A 26,308-nucleotide genomic window follows, 5' to 3' on the forward strand; every position below is an offset into this window, starting at 1 on the left:
ACGCACAGTCGTCAAACCCCTGTGAAAAACGACCAAACCCCCTTCACGCTCCCTTCACACCCCCTGGCCTAACCTCGCTTCCGTAAGGGAGGTGAGAAGGATGAGGCTTGGGACCCTAGGGCTTGCGGCGCTCCTGCCCCTCCTCGTGGGAGCCGTGGGTCCCCAAGCCACGGTGCGGATAGAGGTCAACATCCCCGAGCGAGCGGCCCTCTGGTTGGAGGGCCCGGACCTCGGCCCAGGCGGTGCGCGCCAGGGGGTCCTCTGGGCGGGAAGGGGTGGGGGAAGCCCGGCCCAGCCCCCCTACTGCCCAAGAAACCCTCTGGACCCCAGCCTCTGCCTGCGGGACCCGGTGGTGGTCTTTGACCTCCGCTGCGCCACCCTGGGGCCCGTGCCCCCCCACTGCGCGGGGCTTTACGGCGGGGACGGGCGCTTCCTGGACGAGGACGGCCGCCCCTACCCCCCCTACCTCCTGGACGGGGAAGGGCGGGTGGTCCCCGGCTCCAAACGCTTTCCCCAGTTCTTCACCCACCCCTCCATGCGCCTCCACGTCTTCACCCAGCACCCCCACTGGGCCCTGGAGGTGGCCTTTGCCGTGGAGCCCACGAGCCCAGAAGGGGCGGTGCTGGACGCCAGCCACTTCGCCGTCCACTCCATCCTCACGGGGCGGGGCGGGGTACCCCCCACCCCCCACTGGAAGTGCCTGGCCTACCATCCCGACTGGGACCGCCCCCCTTCCCACCTGTGCCCAGCCCCCGCGGGGCCCCAGGGCGGGGTGCTCCTGGAGGAGGTGGTGGACCACCCGGGGGGCTGGCAGTCGGTGACCCTGGGGATCAAGCTCCGCCTGGACGGCACCGAGGTCCCGGGCACGTACGAAGGGCAGCTGGTCTACACCCTGACCCTGCTGTAGGCGGCTTCAGGCTCTAGGCGACCGGGCAACCTACGCGGAAAGGAGTGAATCATGAAGAAGCACATCCTCTGGCTCCTGGCCTTGGCCCTGGCCACGGGCGTGGCCATGGCCCAGGTGGGCTTCCCCTCGGAAGGGGACTTGGACGGCGACGTGGAAGAGCTTTACGACGACAACCACGACCAGGCGGCGGTGAAGGAGAAGGTGCGGGTCATCATCCCGCCCCGCTACGCCCTCCACCTCACGGAGGACGAGTGGAACCTGGACCTGAATAGCCCTCCGGAGGCGCCCTCGGACTACGTCTTTGATCCCAGCGATCCGCGGCCGCCTGCCGAGGGGTGCTACCTGGTGCCCAAGGCCGTGCGCACGCCCGCGGACCTCGTCAACTACGCCCTGGGGGGCGGGGTCTTCCGCCCCATCGGGGCCTACCCCGCGGCCAAGGACTACAACGGGGACGGCAAGCTGGGCGATGACGAGAAGGGGACGCTCATCTGCGTGAACCAGAAGATTCTGCAGAAGTTCTCCAACGACCCCGAGGGCTGGCAGCTTTCCGTGAACCTCACCGGCACGCCCACGAGCGGGTTCGGCTGGTTCGGCCTGGCCGACCTCATCGACCACGTGCCCATGGGGGGCTTTGCCACCAACGCCCTCCCCTCCGGGCCCCACGTGGTGGCCTCGGGCAGCGGCCCCACGGGCGGCTGGCTGGACGACCTCATCGTGGAGGCCTTCTGGTTTGATGGCAGCGAGCTGGACGGCACCTACACCATCGACGTGACCTTCACCCTGGCGGGTCTATGAGGAGGTAGGCAGTGAAGAAGCTCATCCTGTCCCTTAGCGCCTTGGCCCTCCTCTTGGGAGCGGCCCTGGCCAACGGCGGTGAGGCGTACGACGTGGGCGAGGATTCCGCCTCCGTCACCCAGCGCATCAACCTCACCATCCCCCAGCGGGTGGCCCTCCACCTCACCGAGGACGAGTGGGTGGTGGACCTCAATAGCCCCGTCCCCGGCCAGAATGGGGAGGGATGCTTCCTGGTGCCCAAGGGGTACACGGGGAGCCTGGAGGAGGCCATCGCGGACGCCCTGGCGGGCCACTTCGTCCCCATCGACACCTACCCCGCCATCAAGGACCTGAACGACAACGGGAAGATCGACGAGGGCGAAAAGGGAACCATCATCTGCATCAACCAGAAGGTGCTCCAGAAGTTCTGCAACAACCGGGAGGGGTGCGAGCTGGACCTCAAGGTGACCCGTACCCTGGGCGGCCCCACCTACGGCAAGCTCGGGGTGGTGGATCGGGCCCAGGACATCGGCCACGAGAGGTTCGTGGAGATCATCCCCGGATCCAGCGACCTGGGGGCTCCCATTGAGCTTCTCAAGATGCTAGGAAGGCGCCTCCCGGGCTGGCTGGACGACCTCATCATCGAGGCCTTCTGGTTTGACGGAACCGAGCAGGCGGGAACCTACGAGTTCAACTTCCTCTTCCAGCTGGCGGCCCTCTGAGGCCCGCTGAACCCCCTGGGGCTTCCCGCCCCAGGGGGGCATCCCCTAAACTCCAGCCATGAGAAACCTCATCCCCTTGCTCCTCCTCCTCTCCCTGGCCCAGGCCCAAACCGGGGTGGGGGTAAGCCCTCCCCGGGTCCTCCTACCCCTGGCCCCGGGGGCCAGCGCCACCCAGACGGTCACGGTGGACCACCCCGGTCGGCAAGGGAACCTGAGGGTGAGCGTGGTCCTCTCCGACGTCCTCCTCAAGCCCGACGGCGCCCCCCTGTACCTGGACCCAGGAAGCCACCCAAGAAGCCTGGTGCGCTGGCTGGCCGTCTCCCCCCTGGAGTTCGTCCTCCAGCCCCAGGGGAACCAGGAGGTGCGCTACACGGTCCAGGTTCCCCCTGGGGCCCAGGACGGGAGCTACTGGGGGATTATCTTCTTCGAGTCCGCCCCCGCCCAGGGCCAGGAGAACAGGGAGGGCATCGGCATCCGGGTGCGGACCCGGGTGGGGCACGTGGTCTACGTGGACGTGGGCCGGGTGGTCCGCTCCGGGCGCATCCAGGGGGTGCGGTACCAGCCCCCCGCGGGGCGGGAAGGGGCGACCCTACGGATCGTCTTCCAGAACACGGGCACGGGGGTCATGCGCCTCAAGGGGCGGGTGGAGGTGCGGGAGGCCACGGGGAAGACGGTGGCCCAGGTGGCGGTGCCGGAGGCGGCCAGCCTCCCCGGGGCCACCCACGAGATCCCCGCCCCTTTGGAAAAGCCCCTGGCCCCGGGCCGGTATGTGGTCCTCGCGGTCCTGGACTACGGGGAGGCGAACCTCATCGCGGGGGAGGCCCGGCTGGAAGTGCGCTAGAGGAGGTGGCCTTTGCGCAAGGTTATCTGGTTGTTGGGCCTGGGCCTCGTGGCCTTGGCCCAGGTGCCCATCGGGGTCAACCTCCCCGAGGGAAGCGCCCTCACCCTGAGCGCGGAGGAGGTGGTCTTTGACCTGGCCCGCACGGGTTATCCCCCGCCCACCTTTCCCTTCGCCTACGCCCCCACGGCCCCCTCGGGCCCCCTCACCCTAAGCGTCTTCAGCAACCTGGAAGGGGGCTGGACGGTGGAGGTGCTGGCCGAACCCCTGGTGGCGGACGGGGGCAAGCTCCTCTCCCCCAGCCAACTGGAGGTGCGGGTGAACGGCGGCCCCTGGACGCCCCTGGGGCCTCGCACGGTCCTCCTCACGGGAAGCGGGCCTTCGGGGGGGTACCAGCGCCACCTGGTGGAGGTGCGCCTGATCCTCACCGGCCAGGAGGCGCCTGGGGTCTACCGGGGAAGCCTGGTCTTCGCCCTAAGCCGGCTTTGAGATGCGGGGGTTCCTGCCCTTCCTCCTGGGGGTCGCCCTGGCCCTCGAGGTGCCGGAGAGCCTCGAGGCCAAGCGGGGCGGGTTCTTAAGCCTTCCCGTGAGGGGGGAAGGGACCATCCTCGCCGAGGCCCCAGCGGTCTTCCTTCCCCTCACGGGCCAGGTGGAGGGGGAGGGGCTCTTGAACTTCCTGGTGGGCCTCGAGGCCCGGGCGGGGGAGTACCTCATCAGGGTCCGGGACGCCCGGGAGGTACGGGAGATCCGGGTGCGGGTCCTGCCGGAAGCGGGCCTCTCCCTCCGGGCACCCCCAGGGGGCACAGGGGTAGAGGGGGAAACCCTCACCTACACCTTCCTCCTCCAGAACACGGGCAACGCCCCCGACCGGGTGCGCCTGGAGGTGCGCACCCTCCTCCCCTACCGCTTGGAAAGCGCCCTGGTCACCCTGGAACCCGGGGAGAAGAAGGAGATCCTTCTGGAGCTCACCCTCACGGGGCGGAACCGGGACACGGCCACCCTCCTGGCCTACTCGGGGCTTGACCCCGGCGTCCGGGCCTACGGGGTGGTGGAAACCCTCATCCTGCCCTTCGCCGGGGCGGAAACCCTGGGAAGGAATGCCCTGCGCTACCGCTTCGGCCTGCGGCTCGCCTACGGTGGGGAAGCCTGGAACTACGCCCTGGCCCTGGGGCTATCGGGAAGCCTCTCGGACTACGTGGGCCTGGCCTCAGGGCTGGAGTGGAGCCAGGACACCCTCAAAGGGGAGGCGTTCCTGCGGGGCGAGGCCTTCGCCCTGGGCCTTCGGGGCTACGGGGGCTACCTCCGCCTGGAGGGGGAGTGGGGGCCCTTCCAGGCCTACTACGCCTTCGGAAACGTGACGCCCACCTTTGGCGGGCTCTACCAAGAAGGCCCCGCCCGCCTGGGCCTGACCCTGAGCGCCCTGGCCCAGCGCCTGGACCTGGGCTATGCCCTCCGGGAGGGAAACCTCACCCTCACCCCCTACCTCGCCCTCCGGCGCCGGACCAGCCCCGAGGAGGTGCGGGCGGGGGGCGGCCTGGAGGTCAGGTGGGAGGAGCGCCCCTTTAGCCTCTCGGGGCGCCTGGAATACCTGGGGGAGCCCTCCTTCCGCCTGGGGGGGGCTACCCGGTCCCAGGCCCCCTGGGGTCTCAAGGGGGAGGTGGCCTACCAAGGGAATACCTGGCAGGGTAGCCTGGAGGGAACCACCACCCTCACGGAGGAGGTGCGGGCCAACCTCACCCTCAGGGCGGGGCAGGGGATGGGGGGAAGGGTGGGGCTGGACTACCGGCCCCTCACCCTTCCCTTCAGCGTGCAAGCAGGGCTCGGCTACCAGCAGGGCCTGACCGGGGACCTTGGCCTCCGGCTACGCCTGGACGGGCTAGAGATGGGGGGGGCCTTGGCCCTCCAGCCCCTGGGCCCCTCGGCGCTTTTTTCCCTGGGCTACCGGGAGCGGGACTACAGCGTGCGGGGGGCCCTGAGCCTGACCCCCACGGGCCGGACCCTCCTCCTGGCCGGGGAGGCCCGCGTGGAAAACCTGGAGGCGGGCCTGCGGCTCGGCTATGACCTCCTGGCGCAAAGCCCGGAGGTGCAGGGGGTCTTCCTTTACCGCCTGCCCCAGGGTTTGGGCTTCGGCCTTTCCGGGCGCTACCGGCAGGGGGTCCTGGCCTGGCAGGCTTTGGGTATCCTGGAGGTCAAGGGCGGGTTTAACACCCCCGAGGAGGTGGTCCAGGCCTTCGGGGGCCGGGCCACCGGATACGTGGAGGGCGTGGTCTTCCACGACCGCAACCGGGACGGGGTGCGCAACCTGGACGAGCCTCCCCTACCCGGGGTCCGGGTACGGGTGGGGACGTGGGAAACCCAAACGGACGGCCAAGGGCGCTACCGCCTGGAGCTCTACCCCGGGATCCACCGGCTGGAGGTGGGCGGCCTCGAGGCCACCCTGGCCCTGAGGCGCAGGGTGGAGGTGCGCGTGGAGCGGAGCACCACCACCCCCCTGGACCTCCCGGTGGAGACCGTGGTGGGCCTCCAGGGCCAGGTCTACCTGGACGAGAACCGAAACGGCCAGCGGGACGAAGGGGAACCGCCCCTCCCCTATGCCCTGGTGCGGCTCCAAGGCCCCGAGGCGCGGACCGCCCTCAGCGACGGGAGGGGCGGCTTCGTGGTGGGGGGCCTCCTCCCGGGCCGCTACACCCTGAGCCTGGACCCTCAAAGTCTGGATCGCCTGCAGGAACCTGGGGAACCCCTGATCCTGGATCTGGAGCCCGGCCCCTTGCCCCAGGTACTCCTCGCCGCCCGGCCCGTGGTGCGTGAGGTGGTGCGCACCCTCACGGAGGAGAGCCTGGGCCTGGTCCTCCTCCCCCTGCCGCCGTCCTTGCCCCCCGGGGCGGAGCTCCCCTTGCGGGTGCAGGTGCAGGGAAACCCCGAAAGGGTCCTGGCGCAGGTGGGGGGGCGCACCTACCCCTTGGCGCCCCTAGGGGAAGGGGTCTACGGGGCCTACCTGCCTGTGGAGGGGGAAGGGGTCCTGGAGGTCCGGGTCCGGGCCCAGCGCGGGGAGGAGGAGGCCGAGGCCTCCGCCCTCCTTCCCCTCCGCCCCGGACCCCTGGCCACGCTCGCCGCCACCCCGGCCCTCCTGGACCCCGGGGAAGAGGTGCGCCTCGAGGCCCGTCTCCTGCGCCGGGCCTCCCGCGTGGAGGTGCGCCTCGGCCCCCTCATCCTTGCCCTGGAGCGGGTGGATGACCTCACCTATCGGGGAAGCCTCCCGGCCCCTAAAACCCCCGGGGCCTATACCCTGGAGCTTTACCTGGACGGCACCCTGGTCCACACCGCCCGCATCCGGGTGCGGGATTAGGGGAGCTCCTCCTTGCGGTTCGCGTTGAGGAAAACCCCCCGCCCGAAGCGGGCCACCACCTCCTCCGCGGGGACATAGGTGGCCCCTAGGACCTCCATCACCCGCCGGAGGAGGAAGTCCCCCTCCCGGATCTGCCGCTCCACCTGGGGCAGGCAGTCCTTGTGGTAGAAGGCCATGAGGGGCTCCAGGTGGCCTTCCGGATTGTAGGCCACCACCACGGGGTAGGGGGAGGACTGGGCCTTTTCATAGAGAAAGTCCCAGTATTCCCCGGTGAGGAAGGGGAGGTCCGTGGCGGCCACCGCCACCCAGGGGAAGCGGGCGTGAGCGAGGGCGGAGTGGAGGCCCGAGAGGCTATCCGCCCCCGGGAGGAGGTCCGGGTAGACGGGCACCCCGAAGCCCGGGTAGGGGCGGTTTGCCACGATGAAGCGCTCCCCCGCCCGCGCCAGGCTTTCCAAGACCCAAAGGAGGAGGGGTTTCCCCCGGTAGGGGAAGAGGGCCTTGTCCTCCCCGAAGCGCCTCGAGGCCCCTCCCGCGAGGACCGCTCCCGAGTACACGCCCTCAGTCTAAAGCCTTTCGGCAAGCCTCTCCGCGAGGAGAGGCGCGTAGAGAAAGCCCGTGGAGCCGAATCCCGTGAGGGCGAACCCCCCCTCCACGGGGAAGAGAAAGGAGGAAAGCCTAAAGCGCACCCCCCGCCAAAGGGAGGCCACCCGGGGGCGGTAGCCCACAAGGGCCTCGGCCCCTTGGAGAAGCCACTCCACCTCCCCTTCCGTGGGCGGCGGGAGGCGGTAGTCCTCCTCCCCCGGGAGGTAGCTTCCCCCCAAGGCCGCCCCCGCCAAGTAGACCCGGTAGCTCACGGCCCGGGGAAAGTAGTCCAAGAGGGTGAGGACGAGCCCCGGGAGGTGCCGCCCCTCCAGGCCCAAAAGGTGCGCCCCCCGGCCACCCCCGGCGTAGACCAAAACCTCCCCCCGCACCCGCCCGCCCCCCTCCAGGACCAAATGGGGGGGGTCCCAGGCCAGAACCCGCCCCCGAAGGAGGGGAAGCCCCTGGGCGAGGCGCGCCAAAAGGGGCCTCGGCTCCAACCAAAAGGCCTCCTCCAGAAGCACCCCCTCCTTCTCCCAGCGGTGCTTGAGCCGGGAAAGCCTCCCCGCCACCTTGGGCCGGTCCTCCTCGGGCACGGGGCGGAAGACCCCGAGGTGGAGGGGGACGAAGCGGCCGTAAAAGGCGAGGGCCGCCTCCAAAGCCCTTTCCCCTTCCGCTGAGAGGGTGAAGCGCCTCCCCCTAAGGGGGTTCACCAGGGCCACGGGAGGGCGGCTCGCCTCCCCCAGGGCCTCGGCCACCACCAGGACCCTCCAGCCCCTTTCCCAAAGGAGGCGGGCCAGGGCAAGCCCCGCCACCCCGGCCCCCAGGACCACCACCTCGGCCTCCCGAAGCATGCCCTAAAACCGGTACCCCTCCCCCTCCTTCCGGCAAAGCTCCCGGGCGGCAAGCCCTTCCAGAAGCCTTTCCGCCTCCTCCTCGGACAAAAAGGCCGAGAGGTCTTTCGGGCGCAAGACCCCGCCTCGCCGCCAGGCCTCCCGCATGGCCAGGCGCTCCAACGCCGCCAAGGAAGGCCCCCGGGAAAGAAGCTCTCCCTGCCAGCGGGCAAGGCCCAAGTAGCCCAGGGCCCCACCCCCCAGGGCCAGGAAGAACCCAAGCCCCGTGAAGCGGAAGGTGGCGAAGAGGAGGAGGAAGAGGGCCAAGGCCACGCCCAAAGGGAGGATGGACCGCATCCCTCACCCCCTAGGCCACGGGCAGGGGGATGGGGGCCGGGGCCTTCGCCCCCACCACCTCCCCGAAGAGGAGGTGGGGCGTGGCCTGCTTGATCTCCACCTGGTAAAGCCCGGGCACGGGGGCCTGGGCGGCGGGGATGAGAACGGGGTGGTTCCCCCGGTCGTGCCCCTGGACGAAGCCCTCCTCCTTGGCCGCCCCCCGCACCAAAACCTCCACCGTCTTCCCCACCCACTCCAGGTTCCTGCGGTAGCTCCACTCCTTCTGCTTCTCAATGAGGCGCATCAGGCGCTCCACCTTCACCTCCCGAGGCAGGTCCTGGAAGTGCTTGTAGGCGGGGGTACCGGGGCGGGGCGAGTAGATGAACATGTAGGCCTGGTCGTACCCCACCTCGTCGTAGAGGGAAAGGGTCTCCTGGAAGTCCTCCTCCGTCTCCCCGGGGAAGCCCACGATGATGTCGGTGGAAAGCACGGCATCGGGGAGCATCTCGCGGATTTTTCGGATGCGATCCAGATAATGCGCCCGGCGGTACTCCCGGGCCATGCGGCGGAGCACCCGGTCCGAGCCCGACTGCACGGGCAGGTGGATGTAGCGGCAGATGGCGGGGGTTTCGGCGATGGCCTCAATGATGTCGTCGGTGAAGTTCACCGGGTGGCTGGTGAGGAAGCGCACCCGGGGGATGCCCATCCCGCCCACCATGCGGAGGAGCTCGGCGAAGGAGGGGAAGCCCGGCTGGTCCTTGCCGTAGGAGTTGACGTTCTGGCCGAGGAGGGTGACCTCCACCACCCCCGCCTGCTTCAGGAGCTCAATCTCCTTAAGGATGAGGTCGGGGTGGCGGGAGACCTCGGGGCCGCGGGTGGTGGGGACGATGCAGTAGGTGCAGTGGTGGTTGCACCCCCGGATGATGGTCACGTGGGCGGAAAGCGCCCCTTTGGGGGGCGGGGGGATGTAGTCCAGGACGTCCTCCCGGAAGGTAAGGTCCCAGAACCTGGTGTTTTGCTTCAGGGCCTCGGGCAAGGAGGTAAGGGCCCCGGGGCCCAGGAGAACGTCCACCCCGAACTTCTTCGCCATCTGCTGGCCCTCGTCCAGCTGGGCCAGGCACCCCATCATCCCGATGAGGAGGCCCCGACGCTCCTTCTCCTTGCGGAGCTGGCCCAGGAGGGAGCGCACCTTCTCCACGGGCTTACCCCGCACAGCGCAGGTGTTCACCAAGACGAAGTCCGCTTCCTCCACCGCGTCCACGAGCTCCCACCCCAGGCTCACGAGCTCGCTCGCCACCAGGTGGGAATCGTACTCGTTCATCTGGCATCCGAAGGTGATGATGTGCGCGCGCATACGCCTCCGCGGGCGACCGGGGGGATCCCGGGCCCTCCACCGCCCAGTTTAGCAGGCCCGGCCCCGCAGGCAAAAAGCAGGGTTGGGCCAACCAAAAACCCCGGGGCCTTCCCCGGGGCGAGCCTTCCCCGCTGGTGGCGGCGGTGGGACTCGAACCCACGACACCACGATTATGAGTCGTGTGCTCTGACCGCCTGAGCTACGCCGCCACGGCTGCCAGGCACCCCCCATCTTAGGGGAGGGCTGGCCCTGGGTCAAGGTTCAAAGCCGATGAAGTCCATGAAGTCGGGGAGGGTCTCCTCGGCGAAGAGGTTCAAAAAAGCCTCCACCGCCCCCAGGCTCACCCCGCCCGTGAGGTCCAGGTCGGACTCCACCCAAACCGAACCGTCCTCCTCCAAGAAGGCCCGGCTAAAGCGGTGATCCCGGTTCCAGGCGTTGATGTCCTCGAGGTCCGGTGGCTCCTCCAGCGTGAAACCCGCGCTCAGGGTCAGCACCCCGCAGCGATTTTCCCGGCAGAAATCCAGATTTATCCAGACCTTCTCCAGCTTGGCCATCTCCAGGCGGAACCTCATGGCGTCCGTCTTCTCGTAGGGGATCCGGGCCTGCCGCAAAACGCCCTCCAGCTCCGCCGGGGTGAGGCCCTTGACCACGCCTTGGGCCAAGGCGAGGCCCAGCACCGCCAGTACCGCGAGAAATGCCCGCACAGGAATCTCCTTTCCGTCCCGAGGGACTGGCCCATTCTACACGATGCCCTTCTCCCGGAGGAGCCTTCCCTGGCGGAAGCGCCCCAGGCGAAAGGGGGCGATGTCCAGGCTCTGGGCCTGCCCCAAGGCCACCTCCTCCGCCATGAGGCGGCCCACCATGGCCGCCTGCTGCACCCCGTGACCGGAGAAGCCCGCGGCCACCAGAAGCCCTTCCTCCACGAAGCCGAGGATGGGGTTGTGGTCCGGGGTCACCTCGTAGTAGCCCCACCAGCTGGCCTTCCGGTCCAGGGAAAGCCCCTCCAGGAAGGGAAAGCGGGCGAGGCCCGCCTCCAGGGTGGGCCCAAGCCACCCCCAGTCCATCCCCTCCCGGAACCCCGGGGGCTCCTCCGGGTTGGAGCGGCCCATGAGCACCCTCTCCCCCTCGGAGCGCAGGTAGAAGCCCGTGGAGAGGTCAATGGCGAGGGGAAAGGCGTGGGGAAAAGGCGCGGGCGCGGTGGCGAAGACCATGCGGCGCACCGGCTGGACGGGGATCTCCAGGCCCAAGGCTCGCCCCACCTCCCCCGTCCAGGCCCCAGTACAGAGGAGAAGGTAGGGGGCCTCGTGCCGCCCCCAAGGGGTCTCCACCCGCCAAAGCCCCCCCTCCCGCCGGGCGGCGAGGAGGGGCTCCGCGAAACGCACCTCCGCCCCGAGCCGTCTCGCCTCCCTGAGGTAAAAGGCCGTGGCCCCGTGGGGGTCTATGACCCCGTCCAGGAGGCCAAAGGTGGCGTAGGCTAGGCCCTCCTCCCTAAAAGGCACCTTCCTCTGGGCCTCCGCCAGGGAAAGCTTTTCCACGGGAACCCCTAGGGCCCTCTGCACCCTCAAGGCCTCCTCCTGGACCTCGGCCAAGGCCTCGGGGACCAGGAAGAGGTACCCGATGGGCCGGTAGGCGGCCTCGGGGATCTCCCGGTATTCCAGGATGGAGCGGTAGGAGAGGAGGACGTTTAGGGGCTCGGAAAACTGCACCCGGACCCCTGCGGCGCTCCGCCCCGTGGACCCCAGGGCGAAGGTGGCTTCTTTCTCCAGGACCAAGACCCTAAGCCCCCTCTCCGCCAGGCGAAACGCGGAGGCCGCCCCCACGATCCCCGCCCCCACCACCACGGCGTCCGGCATAGGCCAAGTCTAGGACACTTTTCCCCCCAGGAGGGGGTATGCTAGGGCCCGGAGGTAGCATATGGCCTACAAGCACATCCGGGTTCCGGAAGACGGCGAGCGGATCACCATCCAAGGCGGCGTCCTCCAGGTCCCCGACCGGCCCATCATCGGCTTCATTGAGGGGGACGGCACCGGCCCCGACATCTGGAGAGCGGCCAAGCCCGTATTGGACGCCGCCGTAGAGAAGGCCTACGGCGGCAAGCGCAAGATCGCCTGGGCGGAGATCTACGCGGGGGAGAAGGCCAACCAGGTCTACGGGGAGCCCGTGTGGCTACCCCAGGAAACCCTGGACTTCATCCGGGAGTACCTGGTGGCCATCAAGGGCCCCCTGACCACCCCCGTGGGGGGCGGCATCCGCTCCATCAACGTGGCCTTAAGGCAGGAGCTGGACCTCTACGCCTGCGTCCGCCCCGTACGCTGGTTCCAGGGGGTGCCGAGCCCGGTGAAGCACCCCGAGCTCGTCAACATGGTCATCTTCCGGGAAAACACCGAGGACATCTACGCGGGGATTGAGTGGCCCGCGGGGAGCGAGGAGGCGAAGAAGGTCCTGGACTTCCTCAAGCGGGAGTTCCCCAAGGCCTACGCCAAGATCCGCTTCCCCGAGACCTCGGGCCTTGGGATCAAGCCCGTGTCCAGGGAGGGCACGGAGCGCCTGGTGGCGGCGGCCATAGACTACGCCCTCAAGGAGGACCTCCCCAGCGTCACCCTGGTCCACAAGGGGAACATCATGAAGTTCACCGAGGGGGCCTTCCGGGAATGGGGCTACGCCCTGGCCCGGGAGAAGTACGGGGCAACGCCCCTAGACGGCGGTCCCTGGCACGTGCTGAAGAACCCGCGCACGGGCCGGGAGATCGTCATCAAGGACATGATCGCCGACAACTTCCTGCAGCAGATCCTCCTCCGCCCAGACGAGTACTCGGTGATCGCCACCCTGAACCTCAACGGGGACTACATCTCCGACGCCCTGGCCGCCCAGGTAGGAGGGATCGGCATCGCCCCTGGGGCCAACATCAACTACAAGACCGGCCACGCCGTCTTTGAGGCCACCCACGGCACCGCGCCCAAGTACGCGGGCCAGGACAAGGTGAACCCCTCTAGCGTCATCCTCTCCGGGGAGATGATGCTCCGCTACTTGGGCTGGAACGAGGCCGCGGACCTCATCCTCCAGGCCATGGAGCGCACCATCTCCAAGGGCCTCGTCACCTACGATTTCCACCGCCTCCTCCAGGCCGAGGGGAAGCCCGCCACCCTCCTCAAGACCAGCGAGTTTGGCCGGGCCCTGATTGAGCACATGTAGCTAAGCGCCCAGGCGTTTCGGGGCCCCCGCCGCGGCGAAAACCGCGGTGGGGTGCTTAGACCAGGGCGAAGCGGGCCTCGAGGGTAGGAAGGTCCGCCTCCAGGAAGCGGAGGCGGGCCTCGGCGTTGAGGGGGAGGGCCTGGGAGAGGGCCACCTGGGCGGTGAGGCCGAGCTCAGGGAGGAGGAAGACCCCTTGGCCCCCCCGCCTTTCCACCAGGACGCCGGGCCCCTGGTAGCCCTTTTCCTTGAGGTAAAGGAGCGTCCAGTGGAGCTTGCTCTTGCGCTCCGCCTCCCGCACCAGGTCGGCCACCGCCTCCGCCGCCCCCACCCTTTCCAGGACCTCCCTTTGGGAGAGGGGCCTTTCCCCTTTGAGCCAGGCCCTGAGCTGCTGGTGGGCCACGAGGTCCAGGTAGCGCCTTAGGGGGCTCGTCACCTGGGCGTAGAGGGGGAGGCCTAAGCCCTTGTGGGGGGCGGGGGCCGCCTTGAGCTGGGCCCGCTTCATGGCCTTCCTCTGCTCCCACATGGCGGCAAGCCCCTCCCCCTCCACCCGCCTTGCGGGGGCCTCCTGGGCGGCGAAGGGGAAGGGAAGCCCCTCCCGCACCGCCAGGTGGGCGGCGGCGTACCCGGCGAGGAGCATGGCCTCCCGCACCCAGACGCGGCTTGCGTAGGGGAACAAGGGGGTGATCCGGACCTCCTCCCCCTCCAGCCGCACCTTCACCTCGGGGAGGCTGATCTCCAGGGCGCCCTCGGCGAGGCGCCGCGCCCGGAAGGCCTCCGCCAGGGCCTCCAGGGGCCCCAAGGCCTCCACCCCCAGGGCCTCCCGGTAGGTGAGGCGCTTCACCCGCACCCAGGAGGGGTAGACCTTTTCCTCCAGAAGCTCCCCCTCCTCCGAGGCCCATAGCTCAAAGGTGAGGGCCGGGGAGACCTCCCCTAGGCCCAGGCCGAGGCGCTCGGTGACGGCGGGGGGAAGCATGGGCACCGTCCCCTCGGGAAGGTAGAGGTTCGCCCCCCGGCGCAGGGCCTCCTCGTCCAGGGGGCTTCCTGGGGGGACGAGGGCGGCCACGTCGGCCACGTGGACGAAAAGGCGGAAGCCCCCTTCCACCCTCTCGGCGAAGACGGCGTCGTCCGGGTCCTGGCTCCCCTCGTCGTCTATGGCGAAGGCGGGAAGGTGGGTGAGGTCCACCCGGTCCTCCTCAGGGAGGGGGGGGACGGGAAGGTCCGGGGGAAGCAGGGGCAGGCCGAGCCTTCTCGGGTGGGGGTTTTCCCTTTGCCAAAGTCCCAGGTGGAGGAGGAAGGCGTGGGCGGCCTCAGGGGTCTCGGGAAGGTTTAGGGCCCTTAGGACAGGGCTTTCCCTCCTCTCCCCCCGGGCTAAGGCCTCCACCTCGGCGAGGAGGGGGCGGTCCTCGAGGGCGGGGCTTCCCTCCTTCAGGCGCTTTAGGGCCTCCTGGAAGGCCCGTTCCCGCTCCGCCCGCTTCCTTTCCGCCTCCTCTAAGGCCCGAAGCTCCTCCCGGGTGCGGGCCCGGACCCCTTCCCCCTCGAGGACGAAGCGCTCCCCCTTCTGGGCGAGGAGGTAGGCGCCTAGAGCGGCCTCCGGGGTGTAGGCCCCGTAGACCAGCTCGGCAAGCTCCCTAAGGCTCACCGTCTGCCCTTCTAAGAGCTCCCAGGCGGCCTCCTCCTCCCCCTGGGGCAGCTTCAGGTCCAGGGAGGCGGGCCCCGGGTGGAGGAAAAGAACGTCCTTGGGGCGCACCCTCTGCCTTGCGCCCCCTTCCAGGGTGAGCTCCAGGCGGCCTCCCCTCTCCTCGGCGAGGGCGGGCTTGCCTTTGTAGACCACGAGCGCGGCCACGCCCCTTAGCATACGGGGATCCGACCGGACGGGCCTTGGGGTATACAAGGTGGGATGGACGGGGAACCCGACGAGCACCTCCTCCGCCGGGTGGTATGGGGGGACGAGGAGGCCCTGCTCCTCCTCTACCGCCGCTACGCCCCCCACGTGCACGCCTTGGCCCGGCGTATCCTGCGGGACAGGGAGGCCGCCAAGGAGGTGGTGCAGGACACCTTCTTGCGCATCTGGCGCAAGGCGGAGCGCTTTGACCCCGCCTTGGGCACCCCGCGCACCTGGATCCTCACCATCGGCCACCGCCTGGCCCTGAAGGCCCTAAAGGCCCAGCCAAGGACCCTGCCCCTGGAGGAGTGGGACGGCTTGGAGGAGGGGGTAGGAGGCGAAGCGCACCTGGAGAGGCTATGGGTGAGGGGGGCGCTTGCGGTCTTGAGCGAGGAGGAGAGGAGGCTCGTGGAGCTGGCCTACTTCCAGGGCCTGAGCCACAGCGAGCTCGCCCTCTTTCTGGGCTGGCCCCTGGGCACGGTGAAGAGCCGGCTCCGCCGGGCACTTGAGAAGCTGAAGGTGCGTTTGCGATGAACCATCCGGACCCGGACACCCTGATGGCCTTGGCCCTGGACACCCTCCCCGAGGAGGAGAGGAAGGCCCTTCTTGCGCACGTGCGCCGCTGTACGGAGTGCGGCGAGCGGTACCGGGAGCACCTCGAGGCCCTCTTTCGCCTCGTCCCTCCCCTCCCCGTCCCCCCGGGGTGGGAGGAGGACCTGAAGGCCCGCCTGCGGCAGGCCCCCACGCCCAAGCCCCCCGTCCTGACCCGCCGTAGGCTCCTCGCCGGGGCCCTTGCCCTGGCCCTCGGCCTCTACCTAGGCCGGCTCGGCTACCAGAGCTACCAAGAGGCCCTGGCCTGGAGGCGCTTCCTCAACCTAGCCGGAAGGCCCGGGGGCCGGCTCATGCCCCTTGTGGACCTTTCGGGCACGCAGACGGGGTGGGCCTTGCGCACCCCGGAGGGCGAGGTTCTCCTCTACCTCCAAGCGCCCCCGCCCCCGGGCCGGGTGTACCAGGCCTGGCTCCTCCTGGACGGGGAAAGGAGGAGCCTGGGGCTATCGGCCACGCGGCTTTTGGAGCTTGGCCCCTTGCCCCCGGAAAGCCAGGTGGGCGTCTCCGTGGAGCCTCCAGGGGGAAGCCCCTCCCCCACCACCCCGCCGGTGGGCCGGACCCGGATCTGAGGGATCCAGAGAGGGGGGAGCCGGGGTAAAGCAGGGTAGGAGAGGAGAAGGTATGAGGAAGACCCGCAGGGAAGTCCTCAAGCTCGCAGGCAGCACCGCTTTGGTCCTGGCCATGGGCCGGGGGAAAGCCCTGGTCCAGCCCACGGGGGAGGGGCAGTTCCTCCGCTACCCCCAGGCGGGCGAAGGCCTCGAGGTCCCCGAGGGCCGCCCCTTTGCCGCCAAGGGGCTCGGGGAGACCCCCCTCGGCACCACGCTCCTGATCCGCACCCGCACCGAGCAGCCCCTCCACTACCACCGGGAGCGCCTGGAGGTGGCCTGGGTCCTCTCGGGGGAGGGCCGGTTCGTGACCCCGGACCGGGAGGTCCCCCTCCGGCCAGGCCAGGCGGTCCTCATCCCCCCCATGACCGCCCACAGCTTCGTGGGGAAGATGGACCTCCTCTCCCGCTTCAGCCCCAGGCTCATGGGGGACGTGGTCTTCGTGGAGGGCGGGAAGGCTCCCAAGGAGGGCACGCCCCTCCTCCTCTCCTTCCAGCCCCCTGAGGTACCGGAGGGCAGGCCCTTCGCCGCCCTGGCTTTGGGGAATGCGCCTTTGGCCACCGCCTTGGCCGTGGCCACCCAAAGCGGCCAGCCCTGGCACTACCACCGCGCCCGGGACGAGCAGATCTACGTCGTGGGGGGCGAGGGGGTGGCCCAGGTGGAGCTCAAGCGGGAGAAGGTGGGCCCGGGAAGCCTCATCCTGGTCCCCGCCGGGGCCATCCACCAGTTCCAGGGGCGGCTCCAGTTCCTCTCCGTCTTCACGCCCGCCCTGGTGGGGGATGTGGTCTTTCTATGAGAAGCGGCCCCCTTCTCCTCCTGCTTACCGCCTGCGCCCCCATGCCCCTCACCGCCCCCAAGGCGCCCGGGGGGGCCGAGGTGCGGGTGGGCCTCGAGGACTTTGCGTTCCGGCCCAAGGCCCCAGGGCCGTGTTCCGCCGCACCTTCACCGAACCCGGGACCTACGCCCTCTACTGCCGCTTCCACCCTTACATGGTTATGGATCTCCAGGCGGAGTGAGCTTCCTTTATAGTGGTTCCCCGTGGAGTGGAACCTTGACGACCTTTACGCGGGCCCTGCCGACCCGCGGAGCGAAGAGGACCTGGAAGCCGCCCTCGCCCTGGCGCAGGGCCTAGACCCCCAGGGGCTCCTGGACCCGAAAGAGGCCCAGGGCCTCTTAGGGCGCTACGAGAAGGCCCTGGAACTCGCCTACAAGCCCCTGAACTACGCGAGCCTCTACTTCTCCACCCGCACCCAAGACCCCGGGGCCAAGGCCCTCTTGGACCGGGTGCGCAACCAGTACACCGAGGTGCGAAACCGCCTCGTGCCCCTAGAGGTGGCCCTGAGAAAGCTTCCCGAGGAGGCCTTCCAAAGGCTTTTGGACCACCCGGGGCTTTCCGACCTCCGCCACTTCCTGCAAAGGCAAAGGGCCTATGCCCCCTACACCCTCTCCGAGCGGGAAGAGGAGCTTTTGAACCTCAAGGCCCTGGTGGGAAGGAGCGCCTGGAGCCAGTTCTACACGGAGTACACGGGCCGCTTCCGCTTCCGGGTGCAGGGCAAGGAGCTCACGGAGATGGAGGTCCGGGCCCTCCGCCGCGACCCCGACCCCGAGGTGCGCCGGGAAGCCCACCGGGAGCTCTACGGGAGGCTCCTCGCCGAGGCCCCCACCTTAAGCGCCGTCTTCAACGCGGTCTATTTAGACTACCTCCAGGACCTTCGCCTCAGGGGCTACCACCACCCCCTGGAGCCCGTGGCCCTCCGGGACGAGGTGGAGGTGCGGGACATCGAGGCCCTGCTGGAAGCCACCCGGGAGCACTACCCCCTGGTGGAGGCCTACTACCGGTGGAAGGCCAGGCGCCTGGGCCAGGAGAAGACGCCAAGCGAAGACCTCCTGGCCCCCCTGGCCGCGGCCAAGCCCAAGGTGCCCTTTGCCGAGGCGAAGGCCCTGGTCCTCGAGGCCTTCCACCGCTTCTCCCCTGAGCTTGCGGAAATCGCCCGGGTGTTCTTTGAAAAGCGCTGGATAGACGTCTACCCGAGGCCCGGCAAGCGGGGCGGGGCCTTCTGCTCTGGAGGGCTTCCCTCCACGCATCCCTACGTCCTCCTCAACCACACGGACGACCTGGACGCGGCCCACACCCTGGCCCACGAGCTCGGGCACGGGGTCCACTTCTACCTGGCCCGCAAGCAGCGCCTCCTCAACTTCGGGGCCTCCACGCCCTTGGCGGAGACCGCCAGCGTCTTCGCGGAAATCCTCCTGGACGACCTCCTTTTGGAGAGGCTTTCCGGCGAGGAAAAGACCCTCCTCCTGGCGGAGAGGGTGGAGGACGCCATAGGCACCCTCTTCCGCCAGGTGATGTACACCTTCTTTGAGCGGAAAAGCCTCGAGGCCCGAAAGGAGGCCGCCCTTTCCCCCGAGGCCTTCCACGCCCTCTGGCAGGAGGAGCAGGAAAGGCTCTACGGGGAGGCGGTGGCCTGGACGGAGCTGGACCGGGCGGCCTGGGCCGGCATCCCGCACTTCGTCCACTACCGCTTTTACACCTACAGCTACGCCATGGGCTATCTGGTGGTCCTCGCCCTCTACGGCAAGTACCGGGAGGAGGGCAGGGCCTTCGTGCCCAGGTACCTGGGGATCCTGGAGGCGGGCGAAAGCCAAAGCCCCAAGGCGATCCTGGCCGAGGCCGGGGTGGACTTCGCCTCCGAGGCCTTTTTCCGCCACGGCTTCCGCGTGCTGGAGTCTTGGATCAAGGCCCTCCCTTAGGCCAAAATAAGGGGATGGACCTCGTCTACCGCCCCGAGCGCTACCCCTACCTGACGCCCCACCTCCCCGGCGTGGGGGGGGTGATCCGCCTTCTCCCCGAGGACTTCCAGGTGGAGGAGGTGCCCGCCTACCTCCCCAAGGGGGAAGGGGAGCACCTCTACCTCCTCCTGGAGAAGGAGGGCCTCACCACCCGGCAGGTCTTTGAGTTCCTGCGGGACGAGGTGGGGGTGCCCGAGAAGGCCATCGGGGTGGCGGGGCTCAAGGACAAGCACGCCCGCACCCGCCAGTGGTTCTCCATCCCCCGGGCCCACGAGGACGCCCTCTGCCTCCTGGAAAACCTGAGGGGGGTGAGGCTCCTAGAGGCCAACCTCCACACCAACAAGCTCCGCACCGGCCACCTCAGGGGGAACCGCTTCCGGATCCTCATCCGGGGGGCCAGGGAGCGGGAACGGGCCGAGGCCATCCTCAAGGTCCTCCAGGAAAAAGGGGTCCCCAACTACTACGGCCCCCAGCGCTTCGGCCTTGGGGGGCTGAACCCGGTGCGGGGCTACCGGCTGGTGAAGGAGGGCAAGGGACGGGGAAGCCCCTGGCTCAAGCGCTTCCTCATCGGCAGCCTGCAAAGCCTCCTCTTCAACGACTGGGTGGCCCTCAGGATGGAGCGCGGCCTCTACGACCGGGTGATCCCGGGGGACTGGGCCAAGAAGCACGCCACCGGGGGGGAGTTCCTGGTGGAGGCCCTGGAGGAGGCGGAAAGGGCCCTAAGGCTGGAAATCAGCGCCACGGGGCCCCTCTTCGGCAAGAAGTACCCGGAAGCCCAAGGGGAAGCCAGGGCCCTGGAGGACGAGGTCCTGGCCCGCTACGGCCTCAGGCGGGAGGATTTCCGCGCCCGCCGGGGGGCGCGAAGGCCCATCCGGGTGCCCCTTTCGGAGTGGCAGGTGGAAGCGGGCCCGGAGGGCCTTTGGCTTTCCTTCTTCCTCCCCAAGGGCAGCTACGCCACAAGCCTCCTCCGGGAGGTGATGAAGCGGGAAGTGGATGCCCCGGAGGAGGCCTTGTGGGAGTAATACCACCCCATGCTGGCTTGCGCCAGCATGGGGACCCCGGCAAAAGGCTCCGGCGGGGATTTTGGGCAGCAGTGGGGCGAACGAAGCTGGGAAAAAGGGTATAAGGGGGTCCTAGAAGCGGTAGCCCAGCTTCAGCTGCGCCGCAGGCATCCCGCCCGCCATTCCCACGTCCCCACCTAGGAAGAGGGGGGTCTTTAGGGTGCTCTCCAGGTCGTACTCCGCGTCCGCCCGGAAGTAGAAGCGCGTGTCGCCAAAGTTCAGGCTGGGGATGCTCACCCCCAGGCCCGCCCCCGCCCTCAGGCCCTCCGCCACGGGGTAGAGGTAGCGGAAGAGGAAGGCGGCGTTCACGTTCTTATTCACGTCATAGGCCAGGTCCAGGGCCGGGCGCACCTCCCCCACGGGGGGCTGGAAGAGGAGGCAGTGCCAGGACACCTCCAGGCCAAAGCCCTGGGTCCCACCGATGACGGCCAGGGAAGGCTTTAGGTTTTCCACGGAAAGCTGGGCCGAGGCGAGGCCGAAGGCCACAACCAGCAGAGCTAGAACCTTTCTCATAGGACACCTCCCAAGGGTACGGTATCACAAGGCCAAAACGCTTGACAACCCCGCTGTCAGATCTCCCCCGGGCAGGACCCGGTACCCCCGCTCCCGGAGCACCGCCCCCACCGCCTCCCCCACCCCCCGCACCAGGATGGGGGGGGAACCCAGGTTCAGCATCACCAAAAACCCCGCCACGTACTCCGCCAGCTCCTCGGGGGCCATGGCGGGCCCCCCGGTGCGGCCGAAGCCGGGCAGGTCCAGGAGGTAGAAGGTGTACCCCGGGGGGAGGGCCTCCGGCCAGGAGGAGGCCTCCTCCGCCAGGAGGAGCACCACAGGCCCCTTCCCCACCCGGTCAAAGACCAGGTTCAGGCCGTAGAGGTGCAGGTAGCCGGTGCGCCTCATAGGGCAAGCCCCCCGGGTAGAGGCCTGAACCCCTTCCCCAGAAGGAAGTCCGCCACCAGGTCCTGCACCTCTTCCCCGGCCTCCCAGGGCACCAGGTGCCCCGCCCCCTCCAGGGCGAAGCGCAGGGCCTCCCCCTTGGCGAAGTCCGCCACCTCCTTGCCGTGGTGGGGCGGGGTGAAGGCGTCCAGGGCCCCCTGGACCACCAGCACCCGGGCCTCCGTGGCCCGGAGCCAGCGGCGCTCGTCGGCGAGGCCCTCCAAGCGGTCCAGCCAGGCCCGAAGGGCCTCCTGGGAAAGCCCCTCCTTCCAGGCCTGGTAGATCTCCTCGCTGCCCACGCTGGAGGGCCCGAAGAAGAGGGCCCGGCCCACGGTGGCGAACCCCTCCACCCCTCCTTGCTCCAGGCCGAAGCGGAGGGCGGCGAGCCTGGCGGAGAGCAGGGCATCCTTGCGCAGGATGGGAGAAAGGAGGACCAGGCTCCTGGCCCCCTCCCGGAAGGCCACCCGCAGGGCCTCCAAGGCCCCCTCCCCGAAGGCCACCAGGTGAAGCCCCTCCTCCGAGGGTAGCCCCGCGAGAAAACCAAGGCCCGCAGGGGGGGCTAAAAGCCCAGGGAACACCCGTACCTCGCCCACGCCCCCCTTTATACTCCAGGGCATGGACCTGGAAAGCGTCTTGGGCCGGGAAACCCTGGACGGCACCCTGGGCGTGCGCTACCTGAAGCTGGCGCCCGAGGAGGTGGTGGCGGAGCTTCCGGTCTCCCCCAAGGTCCACCAGCCCTTCGGCTTCCTCCACGGGGGGGCCACGGTGGCCCTGGCGGAGAGCGTGGCCAGCATCGGCGGGTTTCTGAACTGCCCCCCGGGGCATGCGGCCTTCGGCCTGGAGATCAACTGCAACCACCTCCGCAAGAAGCGGGAAGGGACGATCCGGGCCGTGGGCAAGCCTCTGCACCTGGGCCGCACCACCCAGGTTTGGGAGGTGAAGGTCTACGACGAGGAGGGGCGGCTTTTGGCGGCAAGCCGCTGCACCCTGGCGGTGGTGCCCCTAGAACCAGGAGCTTAACCAGCGGAGCCAGTTCAGCCCCAAGAAGCCTGCATCCCCCAGGGCCCGCAAGTCCCGGTGGCGCTCCAGGCCCAGGGGCACCGCCTCGAGGCCAAACCCCCCGTCCCAGTCCGTGCCCAGCCCCACCCCTTCCCTCCCCAAGAGGGCCTCGGCGTGGGCCTTGTGCCGGAGAAAGGCCTCCAGGGAAAGCCGCCCCATGCCCCGCCGCCAAGAGGAGTCCAGGAAGGCGTTGAAGGGCACCAGCCCCAGGACGCCCCCCCGCTCCTTGAGGGCCAGGAGGAGCCCGTCGGAAAGGTGGCGGGGAGAGGGCACCAGGGCCCGGGCGTTGGCGTGGGTGGCGCACACGGGGCCCGGGAAGACCCTAAGGGCCTCCCAGGCCGCCTCCTCCGCCAGGTGGGAGAGGTCCAGGGCCACCCCCAAGGCCGCCATCTCCCGCAACAGGGCCTTCCCTGCCTCCGTGAGGGGGCCCTCCTCCCCGTTCCCCCCCGCGTAGGGGTTCCGGGTGGCCCAGGTGAGGGAAAGGAGCCTCAGGCCCCTCTCCCGCAAGGGCCCGAGGTCCTTGGGGTGCCCGAGGGCGTGGGCCCCTTCCAGGAGGAGGACCAGGCCCAAAACCCCGTCCTCTGGGTAGCGGGCCAGGTGGGCCTCGAGGTCCTTCCCCTCCCGCAGGATCCGCACCAGGCCCCGCGCTTCCCAGGCCTCGTAGAGGGCGAGCTGGGCGTAGACCTCCTCCTCCCAGTCCTCCCTTCCCCCCTCCTTCGGGTCCGCGAAGAGGGTGGCGAAGGCCACGGCCACCCCGGCTTCCCTGAGGCTCACCAGGCTCACCAGGGGGGTTTCGGGGTGGGGGTCCTGGGCGCGGAGGGCCTCTAGGGGCAGGGTGAGGTCCCGCCCCAGAGCACGGGCGTTCCAGGCCAGGTCCAGGTGGGCGTCCACCATGACGGGCTCCATGCCCGGACTCTACAATGGAGGGCGTGCGGGTCCAAGACCTCCCTCCCCTCCCCGAGGCCCCCGGGGTCTACCTGTGGCGGCAGGGGGAAAGGGTGCTCTACGTGGGGAAGGCCAAGAACCTCCGCGCCCGGGTGCGGAGCTACTTCCACGCGGAGGGCAAGGCCTTCCGCATCGCCGAGGAGGCCACGGGGCTGGATTTCATCGCCACCCGGGACGAGGTGGAGGCCCTTCTCCTCGAGGCCAACCTCATCAAGGCCCACCGCCCCCCCTACAACGTCCTCCTCAAGGACGACAAGCACTACCCCTTCCTCAAGCTCACCAAGGAGCCCTTCCCCACCCTCCTCGTGGTGCGGCGGGTGGAGGAGGACGGGGCCAAGTACTACGGGCCCTTCCCCGAGGCGGGAGCGCTTCGCCGCATCAAGACCCTCATTGACCGCCACTTCCCCTTGCGCAAGAACTCGGGCTACCCCATGAAGAAAAGGCGCTTCCCCTGCCTGAACCACAGCATGGGGCGGTGCCTCGCCCCTTGCGTGGGCCTGGCGGACCCAAAGGCCTACCAGGAGGTGGTGCGCCAGGTGGAGGCGGTGCTGGAGGGGAGGGTGGAGGAGCTTCTGGAGGAGCTTAAGGCGAAGATGCGGGAGGCGGCGAGGCGGCTTGAGTTTGAGCGGGCGGCGGAGATCCGGGACCAGATGGAGGCCCTAAGGGCCTTCTTCTCCTCCGCCCAGCAGGCCTTTGACCCCAAGATGGGGGACCTGGACTTCCTGGGCCTTGCCCGCTCCGGGGCCCTCGCCGTGGTCCAGCTCTACCAGGTGCGCTCGGGGCGGATCCTGGGCCGCATCAGCCGGGTGGTGGAAAAGGAGGAGGCCACGGACGAGGAGGTCCTCTGGGCCTTCCTCCGGGACTACTACCTCGAGGCCTCCCCCCTCCCGCCCCTGGTCCTCCTCCCCTTCCCCTTGGAAGGCCTGGAAAGCCTGGAGGAGCTCCTCCGCCGCCGGGCCGGGCGGAAGGTGGAGCTCCGGGTGCCCAAGCGGGGAGAGAAGGCGCGGCTTCTTGAGCTCGCCGAGAAAAACGCCCGGCTGGCCCTGGAGGCGGAGCTCAAGCTCCTGGAGAAGCGGGGGGACCACCCCGCCCTCAAGGCCCTCCAGGAGCTCCTGGGGCTCCCCACGCGCCCTTTCCGCCTCGAGGGCTACGACGTGAGCCACCTGCAGGGCCAGGCCCGCGTCTTCTCCCTGGCGGTCTTCGAGGGGGGAAGGCCCAAGCGAGGGGAGTACCGCAGGATGCGCCTTCGGGCGGGGAACGACGACTACGCCGCCATGGAGGAGGGGGTCTACCGCCGCTTCACGGGCGGCCTCAAGGACCTCCCCCTCCCCGACCTCCTCCTCATAGACGGCGGCCCAGGCCAGGTGCGGGCGGCGCAAAGGGCCCTGGAGCGGGCCGGGCTTAAGGTTCCCCTGGTGGGGCTTGCCAAGAGGGAAGAGGTCCTCTTCACCCCGGAGGGCCGGGAAATCCGCCTTCCCCTGAGCCACCCCGCCCTCAGGCTCCTCATCCACCTCCGGGACGAGGCCCACCAAAACGGTCTCCGCTACCACCAGAGGCGGCGGAGCGAGGAGCTCTTCCGGGTCCTCCAGGGCATCCCCGGGATCGGGGAGAAGCGGAGGCGCCTCCTCCTGGAGCGCTACGGAGGGCTAAAGGCCCTGAGGGAAGCCCCCCTGGAGGAGCTCGCCCGCCTGCCCGGCATGAGCCGCCAGGCGGCCCAGGCCCTCAAGGAGGCCCTGGCTGGTAAGATAGCCCCCTGATGGTGCGCCGCGCCCTGGAAGAGGCCCTCCACCAGGCCCTGAAGGCCATGGGCCTAGACCTCCGCCTGAAGGTGGCCAAGGCCCCCAAGGACAAGCCGGGGGACTACGGGGTCCCCCTCTTCGCCCTGGCCAAGGAGCTCAAGAAGCCGCCCCAGGCCATCGCCTTAGAGCTCAAAGAGCGCCTGGAACTCCCCTCCTTCGTGGAGGAAGCCCTGCCGGTGGGGGGGTACCTGAACTTTAGGCTTCGCACGGAAGACCTCCTCCGGGAGGCCCTGAAGCCCAGGAGGCCCTTCCCCAAGAGGGAGGGTCTGGTCCTGGTGGAGCACACCTCGGTGAACCCCAACAAGGAGCTCCACGTGGGCCATCTGAGGAACATCGCCCTGGGGGACTCCCTGGCCCGCATCCTGGCCTACGCGGGCCGGGAGGTCCTGGTCCTCAACTACATTGACGACACCGGCCGTCAGGCGGCGGAGACCCTCTTCGCCCTGCGGCACTACGGCCTCACCTGGGACGGGAAGGAGAAGTACGACCACTTCGCCGGGAGGGCCTACGTGCGCCTGCACCAGGACCCGGACTACGAGGGCCTGCAAGAGGGCATCGCGGAGGTGCTCCACGCCCTGGAGCGGGGGGAGCTCAGGGAGGAGGTGAACCGCATCCTCCTGGCCCAGATGGCGACCATGAAGGCCCTGGGGGCCCACTACGACCTCTTGGTGTGGGAGTCGGACATCGTGCGGGCGGGGCTTCTCCAGGAGGCCTTGGCCATCCTGGAGCGGAGCCCCCACGTCTTCCGCCCCACCGAGGGCAAGTACGCCGGGGCCCTGGTGATGGACGCGAGCCCCTTCATTCCCGGCCTCGAGGACCCCTACTTCGTCCTGGTGCGCTCCGGAGGGGCCGCCACCTACTACGCCAAGGACATCGCCTTCCAGTTCTGGAAGATGGGCCTCCTTTCCGGCCTCTACTTCCGCCCTTACGAGAACCCCTTCTACCCTGGCCTCAGGACCAGCGCCCCCGAGGGGGAGCCCTACACCCCAAGGGCCCAGGAGACCATCAACGTGATCGACGTGCGCCAAAGCCACCCCCAGGCCCTGGTGCGGGCGGCCCTGGCCCTGGCGGGGAGGCCGGACCTGGCGGAAGGCGCCTTCCACCTGGCCTACGAGACCGTTCTCCTGGAAGGCAGGCAGATGTCGGGCAGGAAGGGCCTGGCGGTGAGCGTGGACGAGGTGCTGGAGGAGGCGGAAAGGCGGGCCCTATCGGTCATAGAGGAGAAAAACCCCGAGCACCCCGCCAAGGCCGAGGCGGCCAAGATGGTGGCCCTGGGGGCCATCCGCTTCGCCATGGTGAAGACCGAGCCCAAGAAGCAGATAGACTTCCGCTACGCCGAGGCCCTCTCCTTTGAGGGGGACACGGGCCCCTACGTGCAGTACGCCCACGCCCGGGCCCACAGCATCCTGCGCAAGGCCGGGGCGTGGGGCGAGGCGGACCTCGCCCAGGCCACCCCCTACGAGCGGGAGCTGGCCCTGGCCCTCCTGGACTTCGAGGAGGCCGTGCTGGAGGCGGCGGAGGCCAAGACGCCCCACGTCTTGGCCCAGTTCCTCCTGGACCTCTCCGCCAGCTGGAACGCCTACTACAACGCCAAGGAGGAGGGGCGCCCCGCCACCCCCGTCCTCACCGCCCCCCCGGGCCTCCGCGAGCTCCGGCTGGGCCTGGTGCGGAGCCTGCAGGAAACCCTCCGCACCGGGCTTTCCCTCCTGGGCATCCCCGCCCCTGAGGTAATGTAAGG

At 69.4% G+C, this 26,308-nt stretch carries 27 protein-coding genes and 1 tRNA gene; 16 read left to right on the plus strand and 12 right to left on the minus strand.

Annotation, left to right across the window (positions count from 1 at the left end; genetic code table 11):
* Positions 1–100 precede the first annotated feature (100 nt).
* From ACYQ0J_RS00905 to ACYQ0J_RS00930, 6 genes are read left to right on the plus strand one after another with little or no spacing between them, the layout of a single operon-like run.
* Complete coding sequence (locus ACYQ0J_RS00905; protein ID WP_460170311.1) at positions 101–907, plus strand: hypothetical protein; 807 nt, start codon at positions 101–103, stop codon at positions 905–907.
* Between the two features lie 51 nt (positions 908–958).
* The gene (locus ACYQ0J_RS00910; protein WP_460170312.1) at positions 959–1,702 is read left to right on the plus strand and encodes a hypothetical protein; all 744 of its coding nucleotides are present in this window, start codon (positions 959–961) and stop codon (positions 1,700–1,702) included.
* An 11-nt stretch (positions 1,703–1,713) separates the two neighbouring features.
* Positions 1,714–2,403 (plus strand): hypothetical protein, encoded by a 690-nt coding sequence (locus ACYQ0J_RS00915; RefSeq protein WP_460170313.1) that lies wholly within the window; start codon positions 1,714–1,716, stop codon positions 2,401–2,403.
* Between the two features lie 58 nt (positions 2,404–2,461).
* The gene (locus ACYQ0J_RS00920) at positions 2,462–3,244 is read left to right on the plus strand and encodes a fimbrial biogenesis chaperone (RefSeq protein WP_460170314.1); all 783 of its coding nucleotides are present in this window, start codon (positions 2,462–2,464) and stop codon (positions 3,242–3,244) included.
* 12 nt (positions 3,245–3,256) lie between these two features.
* Positions 3,257–3,730 carry a hypothetical protein gene (locus ACYQ0J_RS00925; RefSeq protein WP_460170315.1) on the plus strand — a complete coding sequence of 158 codons (474 nt, stop codon included), beginning with the start codon at positions 3,257–3,259 and terminating at the stop codon, positions 3,728–3,730.
* Position 3,731: 1 nt separating this feature from the next.
* Complete coding sequence (locus tag ACYQ0J_RS00930; protein ID WP_460170316.1) at positions 3,732–6,587, plus strand: hypothetical protein; 2,856 nt, start codon at positions 3,732–3,734, stop codon at positions 6,585–6,587.
* Here ACYQ0J_RS00930 and ACYQ0J_RS00935 read toward each other — a convergent pair.
* The 7 genes from ACYQ0J_RS00935 to ACYQ0J_RS00965 all read right to left on the minus strand — a co-directional run bounded on the left by ACYQ0J_RS00935 (position 6,584) and on the right by ACYQ0J_RS00965 (position 11,542).
* Positions 6,584–7,141 carry a molybdenum cofactor guanylyltransferase gene (locus tag ACYQ0J_RS00935; RefSeq protein ID WP_460170317.1) on the minus strand — a complete coding sequence of 186 codons (558 nt, stop codon included), beginning with the start codon at positions 7,139–7,141 and terminating at the stop codon, positions 6,584–6,586. The genes ACYQ0J_RS00930 and ACYQ0J_RS00935 overlap by 4 nt on opposite strands.
* 9 nt (positions 7,142–7,150) lie before the next feature.
* On the minus strand, positions 7,151–8,020 hold the full coding sequence (locus ACYQ0J_RS00940) for an NAD(P)/FAD-dependent oxidoreductase (RefSeq protein WP_460170318.1): 870 nt from the start codon (positions 8,018–8,020) through the stop codon (positions 7,151–7,153).
* Between the two features lie 3 nt (positions 8,021–8,023).
* Positions 8,024–8,356: a hypothetical protein gene (locus ACYQ0J_RS00945; RefSeq protein ID WP_460170319.1), complete on the minus strand. Its 333-nt coding sequence runs from the start codon at positions 8,354–8,356 to the stop codon at positions 8,024–8,026.
* 10 nt (positions 8,357–8,366) lie between these two features.
* Positions 8,367–9,689 carry a tRNA (N6-isopentenyl adenosine(37)-C2)-methylthiotransferase MiaB gene (miaB, locus tag ACYQ0J_RS00950; RefSeq protein ID WP_460170320.1) on the minus strand — a complete coding sequence of 441 codons (1,323 nt, stop codon included), beginning with the start codon at positions 9,687–9,689 and terminating at the stop codon, positions 8,367–8,369.
* Positions 9,690–9,821: 132 nt separating this feature from the next.
* Positions 9,822–9,898, minus strand: a tRNA-Met gene (locus ACYQ0J_RS00955).
* Between the two features lie 45 nt (positions 9,899–9,943).
* The gene (locus ACYQ0J_RS00960) at positions 9,944–10,393 is read right to left on the minus strand and encodes a YbjN domain-containing protein (RefSeq protein WP_460170321.1); all 450 of its coding nucleotides are present in this window, start codon (positions 10,391–10,393) and stop codon (positions 9,944–9,946) included.
* Between the two features lie 36 nt (positions 10,394–10,429).
* Positions 10,430–11,542, minus strand: a complete 1,113-nt coding sequence (locus ACYQ0J_RS00965) for an NAD(P)/FAD-dependent oxidoreductase (protein ID WP_460170322.1) — start codon at positions 11,540–11,542, stop codon at positions 10,430–10,432.
* A gap of 61 nt (positions 11,543–11,603) precedes the next feature.
* Between ACYQ0J_RS00965 and icd the strand changes: the two genes are divergently transcribed.
* Entirely contained in the window at positions 11,604–12,881 is a 1,278-nt protein-coding gene (gene icd, locus ACYQ0J_RS00970; protein ID WP_460170323.1) for an NADP-dependent isocitrate dehydrogenase, read from the plus strand.
* Positions 12,882–12,936: 55 nt separating this feature from the next.
* Here icd and ACYQ0J_RS00975 read toward each other — a convergent pair whose 3' ends face one another.
* Complete coding sequence (locus ACYQ0J_RS00975) at positions 12,937–14,736, minus strand: RNB domain-containing ribonuclease (protein ID WP_460170324.1); 1,800 nt, start codon at positions 14,734–14,736, stop codon at positions 12,937–12,939.
* Positions 14,737–14,778: 42 nt separating this feature from the next.
* Between ACYQ0J_RS00975 and ACYQ0J_RS00980 the strand changes: the two genes are divergently transcribed.
* The 6 genes from ACYQ0J_RS00980 (at position 14,779) to truD (ending at position 19,792) form a co-directional block, all read left to right on the plus strand.
* Positions 14,779–15,297 carry a sigma-70 family RNA polymerase sigma factor gene (locus ACYQ0J_RS00980; RefSeq protein WP_460170325.1) on the plus strand — a complete coding sequence of 173 codons (519 nt, stop codon included), beginning with the start codon at positions 14,779–14,781 and terminating at the stop codon, positions 15,295–15,297.
* Positions 15,294–15,941 carry an anti-sigma factor gene (locus tag ACYQ0J_RS00985; protein ID WP_460170326.1) on the plus strand — a complete coding sequence of 216 codons (648 nt, stop codon included), beginning with the start codon at positions 15,294–15,296 and terminating at the stop codon, positions 15,939–15,941. Before ACYQ0J_RS00980 ends, ACYQ0J_RS00985 begins: the two co-directional genes overlap by 4 nt.
* A gap of 52 nt (positions 15,942–15,993) precedes the next feature.
* A complete protein-coding gene (locus tag ACYQ0J_RS00990) occupies positions 15,994–16,773 on the plus strand; it encodes a cupin domain-containing protein (protein ID WP_460170327.1) in 780 nt (259 codons plus the stop codon).
* Between the two features lie 130 nt (positions 16,774–16,903).
* Positions 16,904–16,993, plus strand: a complete 90-nt coding sequence (locus ACYQ0J_RS00995) for a cupredoxin domain-containing protein (protein ID WP_460170328.1) — start codon at positions 16,904–16,906, stop codon at positions 16,991–16,993.
* 22 nt (positions 16,994–17,015) lie between these two features.
* Positions 17,016–18,731 carry a M3 family oligoendopeptidase gene (locus ACYQ0J_RS01000; RefSeq protein WP_460170329.1) on the plus strand — a complete coding sequence of 572 codons (1,716 nt, stop codon included), beginning with the start codon at positions 17,016–17,018 and terminating at the stop codon, positions 18,729–18,731.
* A 14-nt stretch (positions 18,732–18,745) separates the two neighbouring features.
* Positions 18,746–19,792 carry a tRNA pseudouridine(13) synthase TruD gene (gene truD / locus ACYQ0J_RS01005; RefSeq protein ID WP_460170330.1) on the plus strand — a complete coding sequence of 349 codons (1,047 nt, stop codon included), beginning with the start codon at positions 18,746–18,748 and terminating at the stop codon, positions 19,790–19,792.
* Between the two features lie 111 nt (positions 19,793–19,903).
* Here the strand turns inward: truD and ACYQ0J_RS01010 are convergent, their stop codons facing one another.
* From ACYQ0J_RS01010 to ACYQ0J_RS01020, 3 genes are read right to left on the minus strand one after another with little or no spacing between them, the layout of a single operon-like run.
* Complete coding sequence (locus tag ACYQ0J_RS01010) at positions 19,904–20,344, minus strand: hypothetical protein (protein ID WP_460170331.1); 441 nt, start codon at positions 20,342–20,344, stop codon at positions 19,904–19,906.
* Between the two features lie 24 nt (positions 20,345–20,368).
* Positions 20,369–20,731: an alpha/beta fold hydrolase gene (locus ACYQ0J_RS01015; protein WP_460170332.1), complete on the minus strand. Its 363-nt coding sequence runs from the start codon at positions 20,729–20,731 to the stop codon at positions 20,369–20,371.
* Positions 20,728–21,360: an alpha/beta hydrolase gene (locus tag ACYQ0J_RS01020; RefSeq protein ID WP_460170333.1), complete on the minus strand. Its 633-nt coding sequence runs from the start codon at positions 21,358–21,360 to the stop codon at positions 20,728–20,730. The genes ACYQ0J_RS01015 and ACYQ0J_RS01020 overlap by 4 nt, the downstream gene beginning before the upstream one ends.
* A gap of 22 nt (positions 21,361–21,382) precedes the next feature.
* On the opposite strand from ACYQ0J_RS01020, the gene ACYQ0J_RS01025 reads away from it, so the two are divergent.
* On the plus strand, positions 21,383–21,787 hold the full coding sequence (locus tag ACYQ0J_RS01025) for a PaaI family thioesterase (RefSeq protein ID WP_460170334.1): 405 nt from the start codon (positions 21,383–21,385) through the stop codon (positions 21,785–21,787).
* On the opposite strand, the gene ACYQ0J_RS01030 is transcribed toward ACYQ0J_RS01025, so the two are convergent.
* Entirely contained in the window at positions 21,770–22,732 is a 963-nt protein-coding gene (locus ACYQ0J_RS01030) for a dipeptidase (RefSeq protein WP_460170335.1), read from the minus strand. The two genes, ACYQ0J_RS01025 and ACYQ0J_RS01030, sit on opposite strands and share 18 nt — an antisense overlap.
* Positions 22,733–22,746: 14 nt before the next feature.
* Here ACYQ0J_RS01030 and uvrC point away from each other — a divergent pair, with 14 nt between their 5' ends.
* Both uvrC and ACYQ0J_RS01040 read left to right on the plus strand, forming a co-directional pair.
* Positions 22,747–24,528, plus strand: a complete 1,782-nt coding sequence (gene uvrC / locus ACYQ0J_RS01035) for an excinuclease ABC subunit UvrC (protein ID WP_460170336.1) — start codon at positions 22,747–22,749, stop codon at positions 24,526–24,528.
* Complete coding sequence (locus ACYQ0J_RS01040) at positions 24,528–26,306, plus strand: arginine--tRNA ligase (protein ID WP_460170337.1); 1,779 nt, start codon at positions 24,528–24,530, stop codon at positions 26,304–26,306. The genes uvrC and ACYQ0J_RS01040 overlap by 1 nt, the downstream gene beginning before the upstream one ends.
* The last annotated feature ends 2 nt before the right edge of the window (positions 26,307–26,308 follow it).

This window comes from Thermus sp. FJN-A, assembly GCF_054655095.1.

Coding starts and splice junctions, on each gene's coding strand:
- ACYQ0J_RS00905 (WP_460170311.1), top strand. CDS start 101: ATGAGGCTTGGGACCCTAGGGCTTGCGGCGCTCCTGCCCCTCCTCGTG.
- ACYQ0J_RS00910 (WP_460170312.1), top strand. CDS start 959: ATGAAGAAGCACATCCTCTGGCTCCTGGCCTTGGCCCTGGCCACGGGC.
- ACYQ0J_RS00920 (WP_460170314.1), top strand. CDS start 2,462: ATGAGAAACCTCATCCCCTTGCTCCTCCTCCTCTCCCTGGCCCAGGCC.
- ACYQ0J_RS00930 (WP_460170316.1), top strand. CDS start 3,732: ATGCGGGGGTTCCTGCCCTTCCTCCTGGGGGTCGCCCTGGCCCTCGAG.
- ACYQ0J_RS00940 (WP_460170318.1), bottom strand. CDS start 8,020: ATGCTTCGGGAGGCCGAGGTGGTGGTCCTGGGGGCCGGGGTGGCGGGG.
- ACYQ0J_RS00945 (WP_460170319.1), bottom strand. CDS start 8,356: ATGCGGTCCATCCTCCCTTTGGGCGTGGCCTTGGCCCTCTTCCTCCTC.
- miaB (WP_460170320.1), bottom strand. CDS start 9,689: ATGCGCGCGCACATCATCACCTTCGGATGCCAGATGAACGAGTACGAT.
- ACYQ0J_RS00965 (WP_460170322.1), bottom strand. CDS start 11,542: ATGCCGGACGCCGTGGTGGTGGGGGCGGGGATCGTGGGGGCGGCCTCC.
- icd (WP_460170323.1), top strand. CDS start 11,604: ATGGCCTACAAGCACATCCGGGTTCCGGAAGACGGCGAGCGGATCACC.
- ACYQ0J_RS00975 (WP_460170324.1), bottom strand. CDS start 14,736: ATGCTAAGGGGCGTGGCCGCGCTCGTGGTCTACAAAGGCAAGCCCGCC.
- ACYQ0J_RS00980 (WP_460170325.1), top strand. CDS start 14,779: ATGGACGGGGAACCCGACGAGCACCTCCTCCGCCGGGTGGTATGGGGG.
- ACYQ0J_RS00985 (WP_460170326.1), top strand. CDS start 15,294: ATGAACCATCCGGACCCGGACACCCTGATGGCCTTGGCCCTGGACACC.
- ACYQ0J_RS00990 (WP_460170327.1), top strand. CDS start 15,994: ATGAGGAAGACCCGCAGGGAAGTCCTCAAGCTCGCAGGCAGCACCGCT.
- truD (WP_460170330.1), top strand. CDS start 18,746: ATGGACCTCGTCTACCGCCCCGAGCGCTACCCCTACCTGACGCCCCAC.
- ACYQ0J_RS01010 (WP_460170331.1), bottom strand. CDS start 20,344: ATGAGAAAGGTTCTAGCTCTGCTGGTTGTGGCCTTCGGCCTCGCCTCG.
- ACYQ0J_RS01015 (WP_460170332.1), bottom strand. CDS start 20,731: ATGAGGCGCACCGGCTACCTGCACCTCTACGGCCTGAACCTGGTCTTT.
- ACYQ0J_RS01025 (WP_460170334.1), top strand. CDS start 21,383: ATGGACCTGGAAAGCGTCTTGGGCCGGGAAACCCTGGACGGCACCCTG.
- ACYQ0J_RS01030 (WP_460170335.1), bottom strand. CDS start 22,732: ATGGAGCCCGTCATGGTGGACGCCCACCTGGACCTGGCCTGGAACGCC.
- uvrC (WP_460170336.1), top strand. CDS start 22,747: ATGGAGGGCGTGCGGGTCCAAGACCTCCCTCCCCTCCCCGAGGCCCCC.
- ACYQ0J_RS01040 (WP_460170337.1), top strand. CDS start 24,528: ATGGTGCGCCGCGCCCTGGAAGAGGCCCTCCACCAGGCCCTGAAGGCC.